Origin of the sequence: Kitasatospora sp. NPDC056731 (assembly GCF_040687675.1) — a bacterium.
Classification (GTDB): domain Bacteria; phylum Actinomycetota; class Actinomycetes; order Streptomycetales; family Streptomycetaceae; genus Kitasatospora.
Genome location: NZ_JBFBNR010000030.1, coordinates 43,706 through 69,069, shown reverse-complemented (window position 1 = coordinate 69,069; position 25,364 = coordinate 43,706). Strand labels below are relative to the sequence as shown.

At 75.3% G+C, this 25,364-nt stretch carries 12 protein-coding genes and 1 pseudogene; 7 read left to right on the top strand and 6 right to left on the bottom strand.

Translation table 11 applies throughout. From position 1 onward, the window contains the following. Nucleotides 1-11: 11 nt before the first annotated feature. Nucleotides 12-893: a hypothetical protein gene (locus tag AB0R04_RS26970; RefSeq protein WP_363375632.1), complete on the bottom strand. Its 882-nt coding sequence runs from the start codon at nt 891-893 to the stop codon at nt 12-14. A gap of 343 nt (nt 894-1,236) precedes the next feature. Between AB0R04_RS26970 and AB0R04_RS26965 the strand changes: the two genes are divergently transcribed. Next, on the top strand, nt 1,237-1,665 hold the full coding sequence (locus AB0R04_RS26965; protein WP_363375629.1) for a hypothetical protein: 429 nt from the start codon (nt 1,237-1,239) through the stop codon (nt 1,663-1,665). Between the two features lie 142 nt (nt 1,666-1,807). Here the strand turns inward: AB0R04_RS26965 and AB0R04_RS26960 are convergent, their stop codons facing one another. The 4 genes and pseudogenes from AB0R04_RS26960 to AB0R04_RS26945 form a co-directional block, all read right to left on the bottom strand. After that, the gene (locus AB0R04_RS26960) at nt 1,808-2,008 is read right to left on the bottom strand and encodes an MbtH family protein (RefSeq protein ID WP_363375627.1); all 201 of its coding nucleotides are present in this window, start codon (nt 2,006-2,008) and stop codon (nt 1,808-1,810) included. Between the two features lie 49 nt (nt 2,009-2,057). Next, a pseudogene (gene ddaH, locus AB0R04_RS26955) lies at nt 2,058-2,879 on the bottom strand (dimethylargininase); the annotation flags it as partial. A gap of 85 nt (nt 2,880-2,964) precedes the next feature. Beyond that, a complete protein-coding gene (locus tag AB0R04_RS26950) occupies nt 2,965-3,789 on the bottom strand; it encodes an ABC transporter permease (RefSeq protein WP_363375624.1) in 825 nt (274 codons plus the stop codon). Between the two features lie 90 nt (nt 3,790-3,879). After that, a complete protein-coding gene (locus AB0R04_RS26945; RefSeq protein ID WP_363375621.1) occupies nt 3,880-4,791 on the bottom strand; it encodes an ABC transporter ATP-binding protein in 912 nt (303 codons plus the stop codon). Between the two features lie 458 nt (nt 4,792-5,249). On the opposite strand from AB0R04_RS26945, the gene AB0R04_RS26940 reads away from it, so the two are divergent. Together AB0R04_RS26940 and AB0R04_RS26935 are read left to right on the top strand one after the other, a co-directional pair. Then, nucleotides 5,250-5,726, top strand: coding sequence for a GNAT family N-acetyltransferase (locus AB0R04_RS26940; RefSeq protein ID WP_063352790.1), 477 nt, complete (start codon nt 5,250-5,252; stop codon nt 5,724-5,726). 298 nt (nt 5,727-6,024) lie between these two features. Continuing rightward, nucleotides 6,025-13,230 carry an amino acid adenylation domain-containing protein gene (locus tag AB0R04_RS26935; protein ID WP_363375618.1) on the top strand — a complete coding sequence of 2,402 codons (7,206 nt, stop codon included), beginning with the start codon at nt 6,025-6,027 and terminating at the stop codon, nt 13,228-13,230. Nucleotides 13,231-13,304: 74 nt separating this feature from the next. Here the strand turns inward: AB0R04_RS26935 and AB0R04_RS26930 are convergent, their stop codons facing one another. Beyond that, on the bottom strand, nt 13,305-14,138 hold the full coding sequence (locus AB0R04_RS26930; RefSeq protein ID WP_363375615.1) for an alpha/beta fold hydrolase: 834 nt from the start codon (nt 14,136-14,138) through the stop codon (nt 13,305-13,307). Between the two features lie 324 nt (nt 14,139-14,462). Between AB0R04_RS26930 and asnB the strand changes: the two genes are divergently transcribed. Genes asnB through AB0R04_RS26910 form a run of 4 tightly spaced genes read left to right on the top strand, consistent with a single transcriptional unit; the run spans nt 14,463 to nt 25,364 of the window. Next, a complete protein-coding gene (gene asnB / locus AB0R04_RS26925; protein WP_363375612.1) occupies nt 14,463-16,346 on the top strand; it encodes an asparagine synthase (glutamine-hydrolyzing) in 1,884 nt (627 codons plus the stop codon). Continuing rightward, nucleotides 16,343-17,086 (top strand): aspartate/glutamate racemase family protein, encoded by a 744-nt coding sequence (locus AB0R04_RS26920; RefSeq protein ID WP_363375609.1) that lies wholly within the window; start codon nt 16,343-16,345, stop codon nt 17,084-17,086. Before asnB ends, AB0R04_RS26920 begins: the two co-directional genes overlap by 4 nt. After that, entirely contained in the window at nt 17,083-18,870 is a 1,788-nt protein-coding gene (locus tag AB0R04_RS26915) for a non-ribosomal peptide synthetase (RefSeq protein WP_363375606.1), read from the top strand. Before AB0R04_RS26920 ends, AB0R04_RS26915 begins: the two co-directional genes overlap by 4 nt. After that, nucleotides 18,867-25,364: an amino acid adenylation domain-containing protein gene (locus tag AB0R04_RS26910; protein WP_363375604.1), complete on the top strand. Its 6,498-nt coding sequence runs from the start codon at nt 18,867-18,869 to the stop codon at nt 25,362-25,364. Before AB0R04_RS26915 ends, AB0R04_RS26910 begins: the two co-directional genes overlap by 4 nt.

Here is a 25,364-nt window from a genome sequence, read left to right as displayed (position 1 = left end):
GACCACCCGCGCTACTCCACCGGCGAAACGTGCAGAGCAGGAAGCGTTGGCGCCGTGGCCGGTCGTCCCGTCAACTCGCGGTAATGGCGCACCCGGAACATCCCGGAGAGGGTCGCCATCACGGTCACGGCGACCGCCAGCCACAGGGTGGAGCCCGCCATGGCCAGCACCCCGAAGACCCGGTCGACCGCCGTGAGGCCCACGCCGAAGACCGCCACCGACGGAAAGAAGGACAGCGTGACGGGCAGAGCGATCCAGGTCGAACTGCGCGCGGTATCCCCGCCGTGGGCGCGGAACGCCTGCCGGGAAGTCCGCATCGCCTCACGGACCCCGATGCCGTCGATCATCATCGCCGGCAGTACCAGGTAGGAGGCCATCGCCCACGGGATCCCGACCAGCAGCAGCGACCCGAAGAAGATCACCACCACACCGACCAGCGCCCACACCACGATCGCCGGCAGCCGCCGCAGCGCCCGCCCGTAGCCGGCCCCGATCCCGACCGGCCGCCCCCGCATCGCGTCATCCGCCGCGACGATCAGCACCGCGTTGAAGAACGTGGCGAAGACCGCCACGACGAGGATCGCGACCACCACCAATGCCACGTTCCCCAGGACGGCCCCCGACCACAGCCCCGCCACCCCCAAGGCGAGCGCCCCGACCAACCCGGCGAGCACCACGCCGGCGATCCCGGGCAGGAGCAGCAGCGCCTTGTGCTCCCACATCACCCGCGCCGATTCCCTGACCGGACTCTCCGTGTACAACGTCCCACCCCAAAGGTTCTCAACCGGGCGCAGCCGGTCACTCCCGGGTATCCTTCGGCAGCTCCCGGCCCGCTTCCTGATCGGCCATCCGTCGAACTCGTCGCGCAGCGGCCCCAGCAGGAACTCTGCCATCCCGTGGGACAGCCGTCTGCAGGCCGGGGAGGGGTGCTGCGTTTCTGCGGCACGACCGGCCGGGGCGAGTGGGTGGGGCGGTGCGGTGGTCAGTCGTGGGTCAGGGTTCGGCGACGAGGGCAGGCCGCTCGGAGCCCGGGGCGAGCACAGAGATTCGTCGGATCGACATCCCAGAAATCTGGGATTGTCATGAACCCGCTGCCATTGTGAGGATGCGTGAGACGCGTCCCGGCCGATCGTTCGAACAGCCCAGGCCGAGCCGCCCGACAGCACCAATAACCATGTCATGTTCCACACATGCCACCACCCGGACCCATCGGGGGCGGCAAGAAGGAGACAGATCATGAGGAGCAGGATCAAGGCACTGATGGTGGCCGCAGCGGTCTCGGGATCGCTCGCGTTCGCGGCGGCCCCGGCGGAGGCGGGCACGGCGACGGTCGGCATCTGCCACTCCGTCTGGGGCGGGGACTTCTACTGTGCCTCGGACGACCCCAACCACGGCGAGGCATGGCTGCACCTGCCCCAGGGCCAGGACGAAATATTCGTCATCGGCACGGACGGGCAGGTCTGGACCCGCTGGAACGGGATGAACGGGACATGGCTGAGCGACTGGAAGAGCATGGGGGGGCACTTCCAGGTCAACACACCGGCCGTCCGCACGTGGGCCAACCCCGACAGCTACACCATCTCGGCGATCGGCACCGACGGCAGGCAGTGGGTCAACTCCCGTAACAACCTCTCCGGCAACTGGAGCGGCTGGTCGCCCTTCTGATCTTCGGACGGATACCGGTAGGCAAGCGCCGGCCGATCATCGCCCCGGACCACGTTCCAGGACGGCAGTCCACCAGCCCACCAGCGCAGCCGCCCCGCCACTGCGCGGGGCGGCTGCGCTGGTGGGCGGGGCGGTGTGGTGGTCAGTCGTGGGTCAGAGTGCGGGGGCGGATGTCGGGCCAGGTCTGCTCGATGTGGTCGAGGCAGGCCTGGCGTCGCGCTGCGCCGAACACCGTCTTCCAGCCCTCGGGCACGGTGGCGAAGGCGGGCCACAGTGAGTGCTGGCCCTCTCCGTTGACCAGGACCAGGTAGTCGGCGTCGGGGTCGTCGAAGGGATTCGTCACCACGTCGTCCTCTCGTGCTTGGTGAAAACCGGTGGGCTTGTCGGTGCGGTCAGTGGCCGCGCAGTTCCAGGGTGCAGCACTTGACGCTGCCGCCCGCCTTGAGGAGTTCGGTGAGGTCCACGCCGATCGGTTCGAAGCCGCGTCGGCGCAGTTCGCCGATCAGGTGGGTGGCCGACTCGGGGAGCAGGACGTGGCGGCCGTCGGAGAGCGCGTTGAGGCCGAAGACGGCGGCGTCCTCGGCGGTCGCCTGGATGGCGTCCGGGAACAGTTCGCGCAGTACCGCCCGGCTGCCGGGGGTGAAGGCCTCCGGGTAGTACATGATCTCGTCGTCGGAGAGGACGGCGAGCGCCGTGTCCAGGTGGTAGAACTCCGGGTCGACCAGGGTCAGGCTGGTCACCGGGACGCCGAAGAACTCCTGGGCCTCGGCGTGCGACCTCGGGTCGGTGCGGAAGCCCGTGCCGGCCAGCAGCCGGCGGCCGACCAGCAGGTAGTCGCCCTCGCCCTCGTTGATGTGCTCGGGCCACAGCAGTTCGGACCAGCCCCGCTCGCGGAACCAGGACAGGTAGGCCGGGCCCTCGGCGGTGCGCTCGGCGTGGCGGAAGCGCGCGCCCAGGACCTTTCCGTCGACCACGGTCGCGCCGTTGGCCGCGAAGACCATGTCGGGCAGTCCGGGCAGCGGGTCGATCTCCTCGACGGTGTGGCCGAGTTCGCGGTAGAGGTCGCGCAGCCTGGTCCACTGGGCGAGCGCGAGCGCGCCGTCGACCGGCTTCTCCGGGTGCATCCAGGGGTTGATGGAGTAGCTGACGCCGAAGTGGCTGGGCCGGCACATCAGGAAACGGCGCGGGCTCGCGGCGCGGGCTGTCATCGGGGTGGTTCTCCTTGGTCTGCGTGCTGCACGGTCTACGTGTTGCGGGTCTGCGGGTCTTCGTGTTGCTCCGGGAGGGTCCGGGGCCGGTTCAGTCGATGAGCCGGCGGCGCATCCCGCGGACGGCCAGGAACCAGGCGAGGACGGCGAATGCGGCCAGGACGGCCCCGTGCAGGGCGTCGCCCGCCCCGAGCGTCCCGAAGGCGGCGTGGCGCACCAGCTGCGTGCAGTGGTAGATCGGGTTGACGGCCGCCACTCCCTGGACCCAGTCGGGCAGCCCGTCCAGCGGGAAGAACACGCCCGCGGCCATCACCAGCGGTGTGAGCACGCCGGACACCACGAGCCGCAGCCAGTCGATCGCCGGCACCAGGCAGGACACCCACATGCCGAGCAGGGCGAAGGCGAAGCCGGAGACCAGCGCCACCAGCGGCACCAGCAGCAGCTCCGGCCCCGGCGGCAGGCCGATGGCGAGGCAGACCAGCAGCGGCGCGGTGCCGTAGACGGAGGACTTGACGGCGATCCAGGACGCCTCGGCCGTGACCAGTTCCCAGACGTCGACGGGCTGGCACAGGACGGCGTCGTAGATCTTCTGGTACTTGCGGCGGTTGAAGCTCTCGAACATCCCGGCGAAGGCCGAGGCGAAGAGCACCGAGGTGACCACCATGCCGACGCCGACGAACTGCGGGTACGGGTGTCCCTGGACCGAGTCGATCAGCCGGCTGAAGCCGATGCCGAAGCCGGTCATGTAGACCAGCGGCTCGATCAGCGAGCCGAAGGTGATGGCGGGCCAGTAGCGGCGGAAGAGCAGCAGTTCGCGCAGCCACACCGCCCGCATGGTCGGCCACAGGGCGGGCGGGAGGCCTGGGGCGGGGCCGGTCTGGGCCTCGGTGCGGGGCGTGGGCGTCGCCGTGGTCATCGGGTGTCCTCTCTGTGGGAGCGATCGGGCGGGCGATCAGGCGGGCGGTAGGCCAGGGAGCGGGGGGGCGAGGGAGCGGCCGGCCCGGGCTCAGCCGAACAGCTCTCCGGTCAGCGCGACGAACACGTCCTCCAGGGAGGTCGGGCGCAGCACGTCCGGCGGGCCGAGACGCTCGCGCAGCTGCGCGGAGATGGTCTCGGCGCGCAGGACGGAGACCGCCGGCCCGGTCCGCCGGCTGGGCAGTCCGGCCCGGGCGGCCTCGGCCTCGACGAGTTCGCGCCGGGCCGCGTCGCCCCGGTACTCGGCGGCCTGTGCGCCCGCGTGCGCGCGCAGCAGTTCGGCGGGGGTGCCCCGGGCGATCACCCGGCCGCCGGTCACCACGGCCACCTCGTCGGCGAGCCGTTCCGCCTCTTCGATGTAGTGGGTCGACATGACCACCGTGGTGCCGCTCTCGCGCATCCCGTCGATGACGTCCCACAGGTCCTGCCGGATCTGCGGGTCCAGGCCGACGGTGGGCTCGTCCATGAGCAGCAGCCGCGGGTTGTTGACGATGCCCCGGGCCAGCAGGACCCGTCGGCGCATGCCGCCGGAGAGCGCGTCGGCGCGGGTGTTCGCGCGGTCGGTCAGCCGGACGGCGGCCAGTGCCTGGTCGACCGCCTCACGGTAGCGCTCGCGCGGCAGGGCCGTGAACCGGACGAAGACGTCGAGATTCTGGCGCACCGTCAGTTCGGGGTCGATGTTGTCGTGCTGCGGGACGACGCCGACCAGGGAGCGGGCGCGGCGGGAGTCCTCCGGCATCCGGTGCCCGAACACCTCCACGGTGCCCGCGTCCGCGCGGGTCTGCCCGGTGAGCATCCGCATGGTGGTGGACTTGCCCGCGCCGTTGGGCCCGAGCAGGCCGAGGAACATGCCGGGCGGCACTTCCAGGTCCAGGCCGCCCACCGCGGTGGTGGCACCGAACGTCTTGACCGCGCCGCTGATTCGGACGGCAGGAGTGTCCACGCGGGCGCTCCTTTCGGGGAGTCGGGGAAGGCAGGGGAAGTACAGGGGAAGCGCAGAGGAAGTGCAGGGGATGTGCAGGGGAAGGCGGAGGAAGTCGGGCGAAGCCAGGGGAAGTTCGGCGTCGGGGAAGGTACAAGGGAAGTCGGGGAATGTCACCGCCCGGTGCGCCGAAATCCTCGCTCCCCGGGGGCCGGGCCCGCGCGATCATCTAACCGCAGAATCGACTTGTCAGGAACCTGCTTTCGGGGGTTCCCCTGTCCATGACCAGGTGTTAGGTTGCTCGAAGATCAATGCCGCCGGGACGCACTATGTCGGCCCATCCGGGGGGAAATTCGGCTCCATCACCCGTAGTTCGCGACCGTAGCGTCGGTGTGCGACGGGTGCTGATCACGTATTCCTCCTTCGGTCGTCACCCGCGGCACCACCACCCCTTCACGCACCTGACTGAGGAGATGTGGATGCAGTCCGACGGACCGCTCACCGCGAACGTCCGCCTGCGGGCCGCGGTAGCCGAGGACGCCGGTGTCGTCACCGAGGTCTTCCTGGCCTCCCGCACCGCGACCATGCCGTACCTGCCCCGTCTGCACAGTGACGAGGCCACCCTGAGCTGGATCACCCACGTCGTGCTCCCGGACACCCGGGTGTGGCTGGCCGAGGACGCCGGGACCGGGGCCGTGCTGGGCTTCGCCTCGCTCGACGGCAGCCTGCTCGACCACCTCTACCTGCGCCCCGAGGCGCGCCGCCGCGGCATCGGGACGGTGCTGCTGGAGGCCGTCAGGTCGGCCAGCCCGCAGGAGCTCTCGCTGCACGTCTTCCAGAAGAACACCGAGGCGCGCGCCTTCTACGAGCGGCACGGCTTCGTCGTGGTGGACACCAACGACGGCAGCCGCAACGAGGAGAACGAGCCGGACATGACCTACCGCTGGACCGCGTGACTCCCGCCCGCACAGCGCGGTAGCCGGTAGTCCCCCCGCCGAGGGACGTCGGTGGGCCCCCCACGGCCCCGGAGCCCACAAGGACCCCCGGAAGCCACCACGGCCGGGGCCCGCGACGGCCCCGGGGCCCCCGACGGCCCGCGAATCACCACGGTCCGTACATCACCACGGCGGCGCCCACGACGCCCCGCGACTCACCACGGCCGGGGCCCACAACGGCCAAGAGCCACCGGAAACCACCGTCCGGCCCGCCCGACCCACCCGGCCGGCGGGGCGGTTCCACCTGGAGGGATGCCCCGTGCTGGGCGAACACAGCCTGCCCGCGGAGACACCGCTGTCGTACGCACAGTTGGCGCTCTGGTTCAACGACCGCCTCCAAGGCGGCGACGCCTCGTACAACGTCCCGGTGGCGCTGCGGCTGACCGGCACGGTCGACCACGAGGCGCTGCGGTCCGCCCTGGCCGACGTGGTGGAGCGGCACGCGGCCCTGCGCACCGTCTTCCCCGAGCGCGACGGCGTGCCGCGCCAGCAGGTGCTGGCGATGGCCGAGCTGCCGCCGGTCCTCACCGTGGTGCCCGTCACCGAGGAGGAGCTGCCCGCCCTGATCGAGGCCGGGGCCGGGCACGTCTTCGACCTGGAGGCCGAGGCCCCGCTGCGGGTGCACCTGTTCGTGCTCGGCCCGCAGCAGCACGTGGTGCTGATGGTGCTGCACCACATCGCCGGCGACGGCTGGTCGCTGGCCCCGCTGGCCCGCGACCTGAGCACCGCCTACCTGGCCCGCAGCCAGGGCCGGGCGCCCGTGTGGTCCCCGCTGCCCGGCACGTACGCCGAGTACGCCGTACGCCAGCACGCGAACCTCGGCGACCTGGACGACCCGCAGGGTCAGGGCGGGCGCCAACTCGCCTACTGGCGACAGGCGTTGGCGGGCCTGCCGGACTTCCTGGAGCTGCCCACCGACCACCCCCGCCCGGCCGTGATGTCGCACCGGGGCGAGTACTTCCCGTGGGACCTCCCGGCCGAGCTGCACCGCGAGCTGCTAGCGCTGTCCCGCTCCTGCCGGGTCAGCATGTTCATGGTGCTCCAGGCGGCGCTGGCGACGGTGCTGACCCGGTCGGGGGCCGGTACGGACATCCCGATCGCCAGCCCGATCGCGGGCCGCACCGACGAGCGCTACGACGACGTGGTCGGCTACTTCGTCAACCCGCTGGTCCTGCGCCTGGACACCTCCGGTGACCCGACCTTCCGCGAGCTGCTCAAGCGGGTGCGCCGCACCGACCTCCAGGGCTTCGCGCACCAGGAGTTCCCGTTCGAGCGGCTGATCACCGCGCTCAACCCGCACCGCTCGCTGGGCTGGCACCCGCTGTTCCAGGTGATGCTGGCCTTCCAGAACACCCCCGAGGCCTCCCTCGCGCTGCCCGGCATCGAGACCGAGATCGCCGAGGCGGGCCCGGGCGGAGCCAAGTTCGACCTGTCCTTCAACATGCGCGAGGTGCACGACGCCGACGGCGCCCCGGCCGGGCTCGGCTGCTTCGTCGAGTACAGCACCGACCTGTTCACCCGCGCGGGTGCCGAGGCCCTGACCGCCCGGCTCGGCCGGCTGCTCGCCGCGGCCGCCGCCGACCCGGACCAGCGGATCGGCGGGTACGACCTGCTCGGCGCCGAGGAGCGGCTCGACCTGTTCGAGCGCGGCCACGGGCCCGCCCTGCCCACCCTGGCGGCCCCCGCGGTGACGTACCACGGCGCCTTCGAGGAGCGCGCCGCCCTGGAGGGCGAGGTCACGGCCCTCGTCGCCGAGGACGGCCGGTTCACCTTCGCCGAGGTCAACGAGCACGCCAACCGGCTCGCCCGGGAGCTCGTGCGGCGCGGGGCCGGCCCCGAGCGCTACGTCGTCCTGGCGCTGCCGCGCACCACCGACCTGCTGATCGCGCTGCTCGCCGTCCTCAAGTCGGGCGCCGCCTACATACCGGTCAGCCCCGCCATGCCGCGCGAGCGGCTGGCCGGCATCCTCGCCGACGCCGCCCCGGTCTGCGTGCTCGCCACGGCCGCCGACGCCGGCCGGCTGCCGGACGGCGCGCCCGTCCTGGTGCTGGACGAGCCCGGGGCGCGGGCCGCCGTCGCCGCCCACCCCGGCGGGAACCTGGCGGACGCCGACCGCACCGGCCCCACCGGTCCGGACGACCCGGCCTACGTCATCCACACCTCCGGCTCGACCGGGGTGCCCAAGGGCGTGGTGATCCCGCACGGCGGCCTCAGCAGCCTGATGCACCACCACCGCACCCGTATGGTCCGCCCGTCCGGCGGCCCGCGGGGCCAGCGCCTCCAGCTCGGCCTGGTCGCCTCGATCACCTTCGACACCGCCTGGGAGCCGCTGTTCTGGCTGCTGGAGGGCCACCCGCTGCACCTGCTGAGCGACGAGGTCCGGCTCGACCCGCAGGCCCTGGTCGGCTACGTCCGCCGGGAGCGCCTCGACTTCCTGGACCTCACCCCGACGTACGTCCCGGCGCTCACCGCCGCCGGCCTGTTCGCCGAGGGCCACCACCGCCCGGCCGTGCTGATGCTGGGCGGCGAGGCCGTCGGGCCGGCGCTGTGGAGCGAACTCTCCGCCCTGCCGGACGTGGCGGTGTTCAACTACTACGGCCCGACCGAGTGCACCGTCGACGCGCTCGCCTGCTCCCTGGCGGACAGCCGCACCCCCGTCATCGGCCGCCCGCTCGACAACACCCGGGCGTACCTGCTGGACGACCTGCTGCGCCCCGTCCCGCTCGGCGTGCCCGGCGAGCTCTACCTGTCCGGGCCGCACCTGGCCCGCGGCTACCTGCGCCGCCCCGCCCTGACCGCCGAGCGCTTCGTCGCCGACCCGTACGGCCCGCCCGGCGCCCGGATGTACCGCACCGGCGACCTCGCCCGGATGCGCCGCGACGGCCAGGTGGAGTACCTCGGCCGGGCCGACGGGCAGATCAAGATCCGCGGTTTCCGGATCGAGCCCGGCGAGATCGAGGCGGTGCTGCTGCGCCACCCCGCGATCGTGCAGGCCGCCGTCCTGGCCCGGGGCGCCGGCGCCGAGGAGCGCCACCTCGCCGCCTACCTGGTGACCGAGGACGGGAACGCCCCCGACCTCGCCGAGGTGCGCGAGCTGCTGGCCGGGCAACTGCCCGACTACATGATCCCGGCGGCCTACGCCGTCCTGGCCCGGCTCCCGCTCAACTCCAGTGGGAAGCTGGACGGTTCCGCTCTGCCCGAGCCCGAGCTGCGGGCCGCCACCGGCCGCTCCCGGGCCCCCCGGGACGCCCGCGAGGCCGCGCTGTGCGCGCTGCTCGCCGAGGTCCTCGGGGTGGCCGAGGTCGGCCCCGACGACGACTTCTTCGCGCTCGGCGGCCACTCCCTGCTCGCCACCCGGCTGGTCAGCCGGGTGCGCACCGCGCTGGGGGCCGAACTGCCCATCCGGGCGGTCTTCGAGAGCCCGACGGCCGCCGGGCTCGCCCGCGCGGTGGACGCCGGGCGATGTCGCCCGGCGCTGACCGCCGCCGCCCGCCCCGAGCGGATCCCCCTCTCGCACGCCCAGCGCCGGCTCTGGTTCCTCCAGCAGCTGGACCCGCACAGCGACGCGTACCACATCCCGCTGGCCCTGCGCCTGACCGGCGCCCTGGACCGGGACGCCCTCGCCGCCGCGCTGCACGACTGCGCCGTGCGCCACGAGGCCCTGCGCACCGTCTTCCCGCTCCCCCGCGGCGAGGACGCGGCCCCCCGGCAGCGGATCCTCGCCCCGGAGCAACTCCCGCCGCTGCTGCGGCAGTCCGGCGCCGCCACGGTGACCGAGGAGGGCCTGGCCGAGGCCCTGCGCACCGCCGCCGCCCAGCCCTTCGACCTCGCGTCGGAGCCGCCGCTGCGCGCCCACCTCTTCGCCCTCGCCCCCGAGCGGCACGTCCTGCTGCTGACGGTCCACCACATCGCCTGCGACGGCTGGTCGATGGGCCCGCTCGCCCGCGACCTGGGCGCCGCCTACCAGGCCCGGACGGCCGGCCGGGCCCCCGAGTGGAGCGCCCTGCCCGTCCAGTACGCCGACTACACCCAGTGGCAGCTCGCGCTGCTCGGGGACGACGAGGACCCGGGCAGCACCGCCGCCCGGCAGTGGCAGTACTGGAGCGGGGCGCTGGCCGGCCTGCCCGAGGAGATCGCGCTGCCGGTGGACCGGCGGCGCACCGCCGAGACCGGCCAGGAGGCCGGCCGGGTGCCGCTGCGGCTGAGCGGCGCGGACCACCGCGCCCTGGCGGAGCTCGCCCGGGCCGACGGCGCCAGCCTCTTCATGGCCGTCCAGGCCGGTCTGGCGGCGCTGCTCACCCGCCTCGGCGCCGGCACCGACCTGCCGATCGGCACCCCGATCGCCGGGCGCACCGACGAGGCCCTGGACGACCTGGTCGGCTTCTTCGTCAACACGCTGGTGCTGCGCACCGACACCGACGGGGACCCGGGCTTCCGGGAGCTGCTGCGCCGTGTCAAGGACGCCGACCTCGCCGCCTACGCCCACCAGGACCTGCCGTTCGAGCGGATCGTCGAGCTGGTCAACCCGGAGCGCTCCCCCGGCCGCCACCCGCTCTTCCAGGTCGCCCTGGTGATGGAGCAGGCGGGCGCGGCCGTGGAGATCCCCGGCCTCGACAGCGAGCTGGTCACCGCCGGCCCGGCGCCGGCCAAGTTCGACCTCACCGTCACCCTGGGCGCGCCCGCCGGCCCGGACGACGAGCTGACCGGCGCCGTCGAGTACCGCGCCGACCTGTTCGACCGGGCCACGGTCGAGGCGATCGCCGGCTGCCTGACGCGGCTGCTCGGCGCGGCCGCGGCCGATCCCGAGCGGCCGATCTCCCGGCTCGAACTGTCCGCCGAGGGCGAGCGGCCGCGGCTGCTGGAGCGCTCCGCCGGCGAGCGGCGGGAGCTGGCCCCGACCACGCTGGCCGCCCTGGTGTCGGCAGGGCTCGCCGCGCCGTCCGACACCCCCGCCCTGGTGTTCGAGGGCCGGGCGCTCGGCCCGGCCGAGCTGGACCGCCGGATCGACGCGCTGGCCCGCCGGCTCGCCGCGGTCGGTGTCCGCCCGGGCAGCCGGGTCGCGGTGGCCGTGCCCCGCTCGGTGGAGCTCGTGGTGGCGCTGTGCGCCGTCCACCGCGCCGGCGGCGCCTACCTGCCGCTGGACCCGGACTACCCGGCCGACCGGCTCGCGTACATGCTGGCGGACGCCCGCCCGGCCGCGGTGATCGCCGCCCCGGAGCAGGCCGCCGCGCTGCGCCCCGCCGAGGGCGTGCCCTGCCTGTCGCCGGAGGACCTGCCGGCGCCCGAGGGCGTCACACTGACCGCCCCCGGCCCCGGGGACCCGGCCTACGTGATCTACACCTCGGGCTCGACCGGGCGGCCGAAGGGCGTGCTCGTCCCGCACCACGCCATCGCCAACCGGCTGCGCTGGGGCCAGGAGGAGTACCGGCTCGGCGCCCGGGACGGCGTGCTGCAGAAGACCTCGGCCAGCTTCGACATCTCGCTGTGGGAGTTCTTCTGGCCGCTGATCACCGGCGCCACCCTGGTGCTGGCGAAGCCCGACGGGCACCGCGACCCGGCCTACCTGGCGGAGCTGATCCAGCGCGAGGGCGTGAGCGTCGCCCAGTTCGTGCCGTCCATGCTGGACGTCTTCCTCCAGCACCCGCGGGCCGCCGAGTGCACCGGGCTGCGCCTGGTGGTGGCCAGCGGCGAGGCGCTGCCCGCGGCCACCGTGCGCCGGTTCCGGCAGGTGCTCCCGGGCGTCCGGCTGGACAACCTCTACGGGCCCACCGAGGCCACCGTGGAGGTGACGGCCTGGGAGTGCGGCCCGGCGGACGAGCAGGCACACCCGGTGCCGATCGGGCGGCCGGTCTGGAACTCCGGCGGCTACGTGCTGGACACCGCCCTCAACCCCGTCCCGCCGGGCGTGCCGGGCGAGCTCTACCTGACCGGCGAGCAGCTCGCGTACGGCTACCTCGGCCGCTCGGCGCTCACCGCCGAGCGCTTCGTCGCGGACCCGCACGGCGCGCCGGGCACCCGGATGTACCGCACGGGCGACCTGGCCCGCCACCGCCCCGACGGCGTGGTGGAGTACCTGGGCCGGGTGGACAGCCAGGTGAAGCTGCGCGGCCACCGGATCGAGCTCGGCGAGATCGAGACCCGGCTCGGCGAGCACCCGGCGGTCACGGCCTGCGCCGTCACCGTGCGCGAGGACCGGGCCGGCACCGCCCGGCTGGTCGCCTACGTGGTGCCGGACGGCGCCGCGCAGCCGCCCACGGCCGCCGCGCTGCGCGCCCACCTGCGCGGCCACCTGCCCGAGTTCATGGTGCCCACCGCCTACGTGCTGCTCGGCGCGCTGCCGGTGACGGCCAACGGCAAGCTGGACCGCCGGGCGCTGCCCGAGCCGCAGACCCACGTCGAGAGCCGGGCCCGGGAGCCGCGCACGCCGGCCGAACGCACGCTGGTCGCGGTCTTCGCCGAGCTGCTGGGCGTGCCCGCGGTCGGCCCGGAGGACGACTTCTTCCTGCTCGGCGGCCACTCGCTGCTGCTGATCCGGCTGGTCGAGCGCATCCACGCGGAGTTCGGCGTCGACCTGCCCGTGAAGGCGCTGTTCGAGGCGCCGACCCCGGCCGCGCTGGCGCAGCGGCTGACCGGGCGGCGGCCCGGGCGCGCCGACGCCCCCTTCGAACCTCTGCTGGCGCTGCGGGCCGCGGGCGGCCGGGCGCCGCTGTTCTGCGTCCACCCGGTGACGGGCGACGGCCTCGGCTTCATCGGCCTGCTGCGCGGGCTCGACCCGGACCAGCCGGTCTACGCCTTCCAGGGCATCGGCCCGGTCGGCGGCGGGGAGCGGCCGGCCGACGTGGACGGCCTGGCGCGGGAGTACCTGGCGCGGATGCGCGCCGTCCAGCCGCACGGCCCCTACCGGGTGCTCGGCTGGTCCTTCGGCGGGCTGGTCGCGCACCAGATCGGCGTGCTGCTGCGCGAGCAGGGCGAGCAGGTCGACCTGGTCGCGCTGCTGGACAGCCACCCGGCGCCGCCGGACGCCGGGGAGGTCACCGACACCGCCGTGCTGGCCGAGCTGCTGACGGCGACGGGCGCGCCCGCCGCCGAGGTGGCGGCCGTCCTGGCGCAGCAGTGGCGGCCCAAGCCCGCGGAGCTGCTCGACCGGCTGGCCGTGGCGCTGCGCGAGGCCGCGCCGCGCGACGAGGACGAGCTGGCGGTGTTCCTGGACTCCTGCCGTTACCACGCCGCGCTGATGGCGGCGTGGACGCCGGGGGTGCTCGACGCGCCGCTGACCACCTTCACCGCGACCGGCGACCACCGGCCGCAGGACACGGTGGCCGTCTGGTCGGCCCACGCCACCGGGCCGGTGGCCAACCACCCGCTCGCCGCCCGGCACCTGGACCTCGCCGACGCCGGGCCGATCGACGAGATCGCCCGGGTCGTCGCCGCCGTCCTGCGACGGGCCGACGAGGGCCGGCGATGACGGTCCGTCCGGAGCGTTCCGGACGGACCGCCACCCGCCGCCCGGCCCCGTCGTACGGAACCGGGCGGCCGGGGTCAGGCGCCCGGCGCCCGGCCCTCCTGGGGGCCGTCCGCGGTGTCCAGGCACGCCCGGGCCTGCGCCGCGAGCTCCGCGAGCACCTCGGCCCGCTGCTGGTGCAGGAAGAAGTGGTCGCCCGGCAGGATGCGGTGGCGGAAGCCGGCCGCCGTGGTGGACCGCCAGCCGGTGATCCACTCCGGTCCGGCCATCAGGTCGTCGGCGCCGCCGAGCGCCAGCACCGGGCAGGGCAGCACGGTCGGCCGGACCCGGTCGTTGTACTCGCCCAGCAGGGTGACGTCCGCCCGGAGCACCGGCAGGATCATCTGCATCAGGTCGGCGAACTCCAGCACCTCGGCCGGGGTCCCGCCGAGGCCGACGATGCGCTCCAGGAGCTCGTCGTCGGTGAGTCCATGCAGCCGGGTGACGTCCGGGGTGCCGGGGGCCCGGCCGCCGGAGACCACGAGGGACAGCGGCAGCGGCCGCGCCTCGGCGGCGAGTCGGCGGGTCGTCTCGTAGGCGATCCGGGCGCCCATGCTGTGGCCGAAGAGGATGAACGGTTCGTCCGCCGGGCGGCTCGCCAGCAGGGCGAGCAGGCCGTCGACCACCTCGTCCATGACGGCCGACGGCTGCTCGGCGAGGCGGGTGCCCCGGCCCGCCAGTTCCACCGGAACGATCGTCAGGCCCGGCTGCTCGCCGGACCGGGCCCACGGCAGGTAGGCGCTCGCGGAGCCGCCGGCGTGCGGCAGGCAGTAGACGCGTACGGGCCCGGACCGCCCGTTCGGCGCGGCGTCCCGGTGCCACGGCGTCCATCGGGCCACCTCGTCGTGCTGTACGGCGGACGAACCGGTCATCGCTGCTCCTTTTTCTTTCCCAGTCAATTACGCGAAGCCTGAACAGGCCTCCCGCACGACTTTATGCGGTAATTCACGGGTTGGTCCAGCCCGTATTCCGGCATGCCCTGAGAAGATCCAACCAGGCGATGCCGCAGCTCAGTTGTGCCCTGAAATAGTCGGTTGGCGCATAAGGATCTTGAGTCTTTCCCGGAACACCGAGCTCTGTTACGGTGCTCTTCGTCCGGGTTTCTTTCGGATATTTCCAGAGTATTTCGATCGGCGAGTTCCGACGACAAGTTCCGACGACGAGTTCCGAACGCACGACGGGAGAGGGCGGACAGAATGTGCGGAATAACCGGCGTATTCGTCCTGGGCGGCGGTCGCCCGGCCGATGCCGCCGTGGTCCGGGAGATGACGGCGTGCCTGGTGCACCGCGGCCCCGACGACGACGGCCACTACGCCACGGACGGCCTGTGCCTGGGCTTTCGCCGGCTGGCCCTGAACGACCTCGCCGGCGGCAACCAGCCGCACCGCACCGAGGACGGCACCCTGGTCTCGGTCTGCAACGGCGAGATCTACAACCACCGCGAGCTGCGCACCGCGCTGAGCCGCCGCGGCCACCGGTTCCGCACCGAGAGCGACACCGAGGTGCTGGTCCACCTGTACCGCGAGTACGGCGAGGACCTGACGGCCCACCTGGACGGCCAGTTCGGCTTCGCGCTGCACGACGCCGGCGCGCAGCGGCTGCTGCTCGCCCGCGACCGGGCCGGCATCGTCCCGCTCTTCTACACCGTCGCCGACGGCCAGCTGATCTTCGCCTCCGAGATCAAGGCGATCCTGCGCCACCCGGCCGTCAGCGCCCGGGTCGACCTGCGCGGCCTCGACCAGGTGCTGACGCTGCCCGGACTGGTCAGCCCGCGCACCATGTTCGAGGGCATCAGCGCCCTGCGCCCCGGCGAGCGGCTGATCGCCGACCGCTCCGGCGTGCGCACCGAACGGTACTGGGACCTCGACTTCCCGCTCGCCGCCGACCTCGACCCGGTGGCCCCCGAGGCCCTGGACCGGGAGCTGGACCGGTACGCCCACCGCACCGCCGACCTGCTCGACGAGGCCGTGCGCAGCCGGCTGCTCGCCGACGTGCCGATCGGCATGTACCTCAGCGGCGGCCTCGACTCCAGTCTGATCGGCGCCCTGATGGCCCGGGCCCGGCCCGGCCACGCCTGGCCCAGCTTCTCCGTCACCTTCCCCGGCCGCGACTTCGACGAGGGCCCGCACCAGCGGCTGGTCGCCGCCAAGCTGGGCACCGATCACCACGAAGTCCCGGTCGGCGAGCACGAGGTGGCCGAGCGGATCACCGCGATGGTGCGCCACGCCGAGGCACCCGTGCGCGAGTCGTACAACGTCTGCTCGCTGGCGCTGTCCGAGGCCGTCCGCGCCGCCGGGACGGTCGGCGCGCTCAGCGGCGAGGGCGCCGACGAGCTGTTCGGCGGCTACCCCGGCTACCGCTTCGACGCCACCGGGCTCGGCGGCAGCCGGCTCACCGGCCTGGACGCCCGGCTGGAGCGCGAGATCCGCGAACGGATGTGGGGCGTCGACCTCGGCTACGAGCAGGACCAGCTGCCCGCCCAGGAGTTCCGCCGCGAGCTGTACGCCGAGGACCTGGCCTACGGACTGGACGAGTTCTCCGTCACCAACCAGCGCCTCGTCGACCCCGAGCGGCTGGCCGGGCGCCACCCGCTGCACCAGCGCTCCTACCTCGACTACCACCTGCGGCTCGCCGACCACCTGCTCGGCGACCACGGCGACCGGATGGCCCTGGCCAACGGCGTCGAGCTGCGCTTCCCCTTCCTGGCGAACGCGGTGGTCGACCACGCCACCACGCTGCCACCGGAGTTGATGCTCGCCCACGGCCGGGAGAAGGCCGTGCTGCGCCGGGCGGCCGAGGGCCTGGTGCCCGGCGAGGTGCTCAGCCGGCAGAAGTACGGCTTCCGCGGCCAGACCAGCAGCCACCTGCTGAGCACCGGCGCCGACTGGTTCGAGGAGCTGGTCTCCCCCGCGACCGTCCGCCGCCAGGGCTACTTCAACCCGGACACCGTCGCCGCCCTGACGCAGCGTCAGCGCGGTGACGGCCAGCAGGTGCACGCCCACCTGGACACCGACTACCTGATGCTCGTCGCGACCTTCGCCCTCTTCGTCGAGGAGTTCGATCTGCCGTGCCTGGGATGACCGCCACAGCCGCCGGGCCGATCGCCGGCCCCGGCACCCGCCCGCGCCACCCGCTGGTCGGGGTGGTCGGCGGCATGGGGCCGCTGGCCTCCGTCGAACTGCTGCGCACCGTCTACCGGGCCTGCCGGCTCCACCCCGAGCAGGACACCCCGCGGGTGCTGCTCTGGTCCGACCCGGCCGTGGTGGACCGCACCGAGGCCATCGGCAGCGGCGAACTCGACGAGCTGCGCCGCGCCGTGGAGTCCTCGCTGCGCGGCCTGCTGGCCGCCGGCGCGGAACGCGTGGTGGTCGCCTGCATCACCGCCCACCACGTGCTCGGCGACCTGCCGGCCGACCTCGCGGCGCGCTGCGTCTCACTGGTCGACGTGGTGCACGAGGAACTGGCCGCGACCGGCGAACCGCACCTGCTGCTCTGCTCCTCCGGCACCGCCCGGGCCGGCATCCTCACCTCGGGCACCGCCGGGGCCCGGGCCGCCCGGCAGCTGGTGGCCCTGCGCCCGCCGGACCAGGAGGCACTGCACCGGGAGATCCACCGCCTCAAGCGCGGCGAGGACCCGGCCCGCACCATCGACTTCCTGCGCGAGACCCTGCCCCGCTACGGCGTGCGGTCCTTCGTCGCCGCCTGCACCGAGCTGCACCTGGTCACCAGGGCGATCGAGGACGCCGGTCTGAGCGAGGCCCTGCCCTCCCTCGACCCGCTGACGGTCGTGGCCCACCGGATCATGAACGGAGAGTTGTGAGCCACACGAGCATCCTCGACCGCTGGGCCGACCAGGTCGAGCGCCGAGCCGCCGCCCCCGCCCTCGCCACCGCCGAGCGGGTCTGGAGCCACCAGGAGCTGGCCAAGCTGGCCGCCGGCCTGCGCGACCGCCTCGCCACCGGCACCGGCCCCGTCCTGGTCGCCTGCGCGGACCCCGTCCCGGTGGTCGCGGCGATCCTCGCCTGCGCCGCCACCGGCCGCCCGTTCGCCCCGGTGGACACCCGCCAGCCCGCCGCCCGCTGGACGGCCCTGCTGGAGGACCTCCGGCCGGGCACCGTGCTCGCCGACGCCGCCGGCCGCTCCGCGCTGGCCGCCGCCGGACACGGCCCGACCACCGGCGGGCAGCACCTGGCCGTCGCCGGACAGGGCGAACTGCCGCTGCTCACCGCCGAGTCGATCACCCCGCTGCCCTGGGCCGCCGACGACTGGACCGGCATCAGCGGCCCCGACGCCGGCTACGTCTACTTCACCTCGGGCACCACCGGCCGCCCCAAGGGCATCCGGGGCAGCTTCGAGGCCGTCGCGCACTTCCTGGACTGGGAGATCGCCGAGTTCGGCATCGCCCCGGGCACCCGGATCTCCATGCTCACCTCCCCCGGCTTCGACGCCTTCCTGCGCGACGCCCTCGTCCCGCTGTGCGCCGGCGGCACCGCCGTGCTCCCCGCGCCCGGCGCCATCCCCGTCGGCGCGGCCCTGGCCCACTGGCTGACCGAGCAGCAGGTCGACCTGCTGCACTGCGTGCCCACCGTGTTCCGCACCCTGCGCGCCGCCGGGCTGGCCGCCGACTCCCTGCCGCGGCTGCGCAGCGTGCTGATGGCCGGGGAGCCGGTCCGCCCCGCCGACATCGCCTGGTGGCGGGCCCTGTTCGGGGGCGACAAGGAACTGGTCAACCTCTACGGGCCGTCCGAGACCACCATGACCAAGGTCTTCCGCCGGCTCACCGCCGAGGACGCCGAGGCCGAGACCGTCCCGGCCGGCCACCCGATGCCCGGCGTCGAGATCGCGGTGCTGTTCGGCGGACGCCCGGTGGTGGACGCGATCGGCGAGATCGAGATCCGCACCCCGTTCCCGCTGCGCGGCTACCTGGGCGACACGGCCGGCGGCTTCGTCGCACCGGACCGGTACCGCACCGGCGACCTCGGCCGGCTGGGCGCCGACGGCACCCTGGAGGTCCTGGGCCGCCGCGACCAGCAGGTCAAGGTGAACGGCGCCCGGGTCGAACTCGGCGAGATCGAGGACCTGCTGCGCCGCCACCCCGCGGTGGCGGACGTCTGCGCCGCCCTGGTCGAGGAGACCGACGGCGAACCGGTGCTCTGCGCCTACCTGGTCGCCGACGGCGCCACCGACGAGGAGCTGCGCGCGCACGCCGCCGAGGGCCTGCCCGCCGCCGCCCGCCCCGCCCTGTACCTGCGGCTCGCCGCGATCCCGCGCACCCTCAGCGGCAAGGCCGACCGGCGGGCGCTGCCCAGCCCTGCCGCCGCCCTGGCCGGGCGCACCGGCGAACAGCCGCTGGACGGCCTGGAGGCCGGCATCGCCGAACTGTGGCGCGAGCTGCTGCACGTGCCCGCCGTCGGCCGGCACGACGACTTCGCCCTGCTCGGCGGGGACTCGCTGGGCATCGCCCGCCTGCTGGACGGGCTGCGCACCCGCTTCGGCGTCGAGGTGCCGCTGCGGGTGTACGTCGGCGACCCGACCGTCGCCGGGCTGGCCGCGGCCGTCGCCGCCGGCCGCGCGGACGCCTCGCCGGAGGGCGGCCGCCGATGAGCCGCGACACCTCCCTGCCGCTGCGCGGCGACCGCGCCCGCGCGCCGCTGTCCTACGCCCAGCGCTCCATCTGGCGGGCCGAGCAGGTGCTGCCCGGCACCGCCCTGCACAACGAGAGCGCCGCCTTCCACGTCAGCGGCCCGCTGGACGTGGCCGCCCTGGAACGGGCGCTGGCCGCCGTCGCCCGGCGGCACGAGGTGGTGCGCTGCGCCGTCGCCGCCGACGGGGCGGGCGAGCCGTGGCAGCTGTTCGCCGACCTGGTCCGCCCGGCCGTCGAGACCGTCGACCTGACCGGCGTCCCCGAGGGCGAGCGCGCGGAGCGGCTCGCCGAGCTCACCGCCCGCGCCGTGGCCGTGCCCTTCGACCTGGCCCGGCCCCCGCTGATGCGCACCCAGCTGTTCCTGCTGGGCGGGGGCCGCTCGCTGCTGCTGTTCACCGCCCACCACATCGTGGTCGACGCCTGGGGCTTCGGCGTCTTCCTGGAGTCACTGGCCGCCTGCTACGCCACCGAACTCGGCGGCGAGGCGCCGGCCCCCGTCCCCGCTGGCGGACCCGACTTCGGCGACTTCGCCGCCTGGCAGCGCGCCGAGGCCGGCGAGGGCGGCGACACCAGCCACGCCAGCGGAATCGACCACTGGCAGACCCGGCTGGGCGGCGAACTGCACACCGCCGACCTGCCGTCCGACGTCGGCCCCGGCGGCGACCCGGCGGCCGGCGCGCTGCACCACTTCACCGTCCCCGCCGAACTGACCGCCCGGCTCAGCGCCTTCGGCCGGGGCGAACTCGCCAGCCTGTCCACCGTGCTGCTCACCGCCTTCTGCGCCACCGCCGCCCGCTGGACGGGCCAGGACGACCTGGTGGTCGGCATGCCGGTGGCGACCCGCGGCCGCACCGCCCTCGCCGGCGTCGTCGGACCGCTGCTCAACCTCGTCGCCCACCGCAGCGACCTCGGCGGCGAGCCGAGCTTCCGGCAGGCCCTGGCCCGTACCCGCCAGAACCTGAAGGCCGACCTGCGCCACCGCGACACCCCCTTCGACCTGGTCCTGGAGCGGCTCGGCCGCGCCGCGGGCGGGCGCACGCCGCTGTTCCAGCTGATGTACTCCTTCCACAGCGGCCCCACCACCACCCTGGAGCTGCCCGGCGTCACCACCGCCCCGGCGCCCTCGCACAGCGGCACGGCCAAGTACGACCTGACGTTCTTCCTGCGCCCGCGCCCCTCGGGCGCGCTGGACGCGACGCTGGAGTACCGCACGGCGCTGCTCGCCCCCGAGACGGCCGCCGACTTCGCGGACTCGCTGCTGTGCCTGCTGGAGGCCGCCGCGGCCGACCCGGACCGGCCGCTGGCCGAGCTTCCAGTGCTCTCCGAAGAGCGGCGCCGGCGCGTCCTGGTCGACTTCAACCGGGCGCCCGACGCCGAGCGCGCCTGGGCCACCGTGCCCGAGGCACTGCGCGAACTCGCCCGGCAGGACGGCGCCGCACCGGCCGTCGAGTCGCCCGGCCGCGCCTTCGGCCGGGCCGCGGCCGACGCGGCCGCCGACCGGGTCGCCCGTCGGCTGGTGGCCCGGCACGGCGTGGCGCCCGGCGACCGGGTGGCCCTGCGCGTCGAGCGCGGCGCGCAGCTGGTGCCGCTGATCGTCGGCATCTGGCGGGCCGGGGCCGTCCTCGTCCCGCTGGACGAGGCCATGCCCGCCGCGCGGGCCGAGCACGTGCTCGCCGACAGCGGCGCCCGCCTGCTGATCGGCGACCCCGCCGAGGGGCTGCCCGCCGCCGACCCGGCCGCGCTGCTCGACGAGGGCCCGGACGCCTCCGACTCCGGGGCGGGCGAGCCGCTGCCCGGCGCCGGGCCCGAGGACCTCGCGTACCTGATGTACACCTCGGGCTCCACCGGGCTGCCCAAGGGCGTGGCGGTGCCGCACGGCTGCGTCGCCAACCTGCTGCACAGCGTGGTCCGCGCCGAGCCGGGCCTGCGCGCCGACGACACCCTGCTCGCCGTCACCTCGATCACCTTCGACATCTCCGTCCTGGAGCTGTTCGCCCCGCTGCTGGCCGGCGGCCGGGTCGTGGTCGCCCCGCGCGAGAGCGTCCGCGACGCCGAGGCGCTGGGCGCGCTGCTGGAGCGCAGCGGCGCCACCGTCATGCAGGCCACCCCCTCGCTCTGGCGCGGGCTGCTGGACGGCGGCTGGGCGGGCCGGCCCGGGCTGCGGGCGCTGTGCGGCGGGGAGGCCCTGGACGCCGACCTCGCGCAGCGGCTGCTGGCGCGCTGCGCCGGGCTGTGGAACCTGTACGGGCCGACCGAGACGACCATCTGGTCCACCGTCGGGCGGGTGCTGCCCGGCGAGGGCGTCACGGTGGGGCGCCCGGTGGCCGGCACCGTCTGCTACGTCCTGGACCGGCGGCTGCGGCCGGTGCCGCGCGGCGCCGTCGGCGAGCTGGTGATCGGCGGGGCCGGCGTGAGCGCCGGGTACCGCAACCGCCCGGAGCTGACCGCCGCCGCCTTCGTGGCCGACCCGGTCGACCCGGCCGGCGGCACCGTCTACCGCACCGGCGACCTGGCCCGCCACCTGCCGGACGGCCGGATCGTCGTGCTCGGCCGGGCCGACCAGCAGGTGAAGATCCTCGGCCACCGCATCGAGGTCGGCGAGGTGGAGTCCCTGCTCGCCGCCCACCCCGAGGTCCGCCAGGCGGCGGTGGTCGTGGACCGGGGGCAGCCCGCCGGGCCCCGGCTGGTCGCCTTCGTCACCGCCCGCACCGAGGACGACGAACTGCCCGACCGGCTGCGCCGCCACCTGCGCGAGCGGCTGCCCGCCGCCGCCGTCCCAGGGGTGATCGCCCCGCTGCCCGCGCTGCCGCTCAACACCAGCGGCAAGGTGGACCGGCCGGCGCTGCTGCTGCGCGCCGGGGAGCTCACCGCCGCCCGACGGGCCGCGCCCGTCACCGAGGCCGAGCAGGCCGCCGTCGCGCTCTGGGCGGAGGTCCTGGGCCTGCCGCCCGAGCGGGTCGGCACCACCGACGACTTCTTCGCCGCCGGCGGCAACTCCATCGCCGCGACCCGGCTGCTCGGCCGGGTCCGGGCCCGCTTCGGCGCCGCGCCCTCGCTCGCCGACTTCTACACCGACCCCACCCCCGCCGCCCTGGCGCGGGTGCGGCCCGCCGCCCCGGCGCCCGCCGCCCGGACGGCGGGGCCGGCCCCGGACGCCGTCCCGATGACCGACCAGCAGCGCCAGCTGTGGCTGCTGCACCGCCTGGCCCCCGACTCGCCCGCCTACCACCTGCCCGCCGCGCTCGACCTGACCGGCCCGGTGCACGAGGCGGCCCTGACCGGGGCGCTCGCCGACCTGACCGCCCGGCACCCGGTGCTCGCCGCCCGCTGCGAGCTGCGCGAGGACGGCCCGGTGCTGGTCCTCACGCCGCCCGCCGCACCGGCCCTGACCGTCCTGGACGCGGCGCCCGAGGAGGTGCCCGAGCTGGCCCGGGCGGAGGCCGTGCGCCCGTTCGACCTGGCCGGCGAGCCGCCGCTGCGGCTCACCCTGGTGCGCACCGGCCCCGAGCGCTCGGTGCTGCTGTGCACCGCGCACCACCTCGCGGTCGACGGCTGGTCGATCGGCGTGGCCGTGCGCGAGCTGGCCGCGCTGTACGCCGCCCGCCTCGGGCTGGCCGAGCCGCCGCCCGCGCTCGACCTGGACTTCGCCGGCTACGCGGCCGACTGCGCCGACGAGGCTGGCCTGACGCTGCGTCAGGAGCACCTGGAGTACTGGCTGAAGCGGCTCGACGGGCACCCCGGGGTGCTCGACCTGCCCGCCGACGCACCGACCCGGACGCGGCCGACGGGAGCCGGCGAGACCCTGCCGGTGGCGCTCGACCCGGAGCTGACGGCCGCGCTGCGCGAGGGCGCCGCCCGGCTGCGCACCACGCCCTTCACCCTGCTGCTCGCCGTGTACGCGGCGCTGCTGGGCCGCTACGCGGGCAGCGACGACGTCCTGGTGGGCGTGCCCGTCGCCAACCGCGACCGGCCCGAACTGGAGTCGCTGGTCGGCTCGTTGGCCAACACCCTGCCGGTGCGCGTGGACCTGGCCGGGGCGCCGTCCTTCGCCGAACTCGCCGCCCGCACCGGGCGGGCGCTGGCGGGCGACCTCGGCCGTCCGCTGGTCGCCTTCGACCGGCTGGTGGCCGGCCTCGGCCTGCCCCGCGAGCCGGGCCGGCCGACCCTGGTCCAGGCCTCGCTGGTGTTCCAGGACGCGCCGCCGGCCGACGTCCGGCTGGGCGCGACCGCCGGCGTGCTGCGCCAGGTCCCCACCGGGGCGGCCAAGTACGACCTGACCCTGGCCCTGGACGAGCGCGCCGACCGGATCGCCGGCGCCCTGGAGTACGCCACGGACCGCTTCGGACCGCAGTTCGCGGACCGCTTCGCCCGGCACTTCCACGCCCTGCTGCGCGCCGCCCTGGCCTCGCCGCAGGCCCCCCTCGACGCCGTCGAGCTCACCGACCCCGCGCTGCCCGCCCCGCGCCCGGCCCGCCCCGCGGGCGAGGCGCGCGCCGAGCACGCCGTGTCGGTGTCCGAGCTGTTCCGGGCCCGGGCCGCGGCCCGTCCGGACGCCCCCGCGATCCGGGCCGAGGGCGTGACGGTCGGCTACCGGCAGCTCGACGCCTGGAGCGACCGGATCGCGGCCCGGCTGCTGGAGCGCGGCGCGGCCCCCGGCCGGTTCGTCTCGGTGCTGCTGCCCGCCGGCCCGGTGCAGAGCGCCGCGATCCTCGGCGTCGCCAAGACCGGGGCCGCCTTCGCGGTGCTCGACCCGGCCGACCCGGCCGCCCGCCTGACCGCGCTGCTGGCCGACGCCGAACCGGTGTGCCTGCTGGCCGCCGAGAGCACGCTCGCCCTTCACCCCGAACTGCGCGAGGGTGACGGGCACTTCGCCGGGATCCCGGTCGAGGTCGTCGACCCGCGGGTGCCGGCCGCCGACGAGCCCGCGGGCCCCGCCCCGGCCGCCTCCCCCGCCGGCCCCGGCGACCCACTCTGCCTGGTCTACACCTCCGGCTCCACCGGCACGCCCAAGGGCATCGCCCTGCCGCACGCGGCGCTCGCCCAGTTCGCCCACTGGCAGCGCGAGCACTTCGGCATCCGGCCGGACAGCCGGATCGCCCAGTGGGCCCCGTTCACCTACGACGCCGCGTACACCGAGGTGTTCGCCGCGCTCTGCTCGGGCGCGGTGCTCTGCCTGCCGCCGCAGGGGCTGCGCCGCGACCCGCTCGCGGTGGCCGGGTGGCTGCGGGCCGAGCGGATCACCCAGATCCAGACCGTCCCGGCCTTCTTCCAGCTGGTCACCGAGGCGCTGGACGCCACCGGCTCGCACCTGCCGGACCTCGCCCACGTGCTGATGGCCGGCGAGGTGCTCCCGGTGGCGCTGGCCGCCGCCTGGGCGCACCGCCCCGACCGGCCGCGGCTGCACAACCTCTACGGGCCCACCGAGTGCGTGCTGGCGACGCACCGCGAGCTGGCGCCGGGCGAGGAGTTCCCGGCCGGGGTGCCGATCGGCAGCCCGATCCCGGGCCGCGAGGCCGTGGTCCTGGACCGCCAGGGCCGGCTCTGCCCGGTCGGGGTGGTCGGCGAGATCCACCTGCGCAGCGACTTCCTGGCCGGCTCGTACCACCGCAGGCCCGAGGAGAGCGCCCGGGCGTACGTCGCCGACCCCTGGCAGGCCGGCGGCCGGCTGTACCGCACCGGGGACCTGGGCCGCCGCCTCCCGGACGGCGAGCTGGCGTTCGTCGGCCGGATCGGCAGCCAGCTGAAGATCCGCGGCAACCGGATCGAGCTGGAGGAGATCGAGGCGCTGCTGGAGCTGCACCCCGGGGTCCGCGAGGCGGCCGCCGCCGCGCACGGCCAGGGCGGTGCCCGCCGGCTGGTCGGCTACGCGGTCGCCGCGCCCGGGGTCACCGGCGCCGAGCTGCGCGCGCACCTGGCCGAGCGGCTCCCGGCGGCGGTCGTGCCGGACACCGTGCTGCTGCTGGACGCGCTGCCCAGGACGCGCACCAACAAGCGGGACCGGGCCCGGCTGCCGCTGCCCGGGGCCGCCGCCCGGCCCGCCGACGCCGCCCCGCTGGCCGGGGTCGAGCAGCTCGTCGCCGACGCCTGGCGCCAGTTGCTGGGCGGCGGCCCGGTCGGCCGGCACACCAACTTCTTCGAGGCCGGCGGCGACTCGCTGCTGGCCGCCCGGCTCCAGCTGGAGCTGGCCCGCCGCCTGGAGCGGCCGGTCCGGCTGGTGGACATCTTCGGCCGGCCCACCATCGCCGAGTTCGCGGCCGGCCTCACCGAGGGCGCCGCCCCGGACGGCCGGGCCGCCGCCGAGACCGCCGAACCGCGCGGCGAACGCCGCCAGAGCGCCGTCCGGGCCCGCGCCAGGGCCCGCCGCGAGGCCCGGGACCGGGCCGAGGGCCCGGCCGCCGACCAGCACACACCGGCCGGGCCGACGACCCGGACCGCACCGACAGGGAGGGACTGA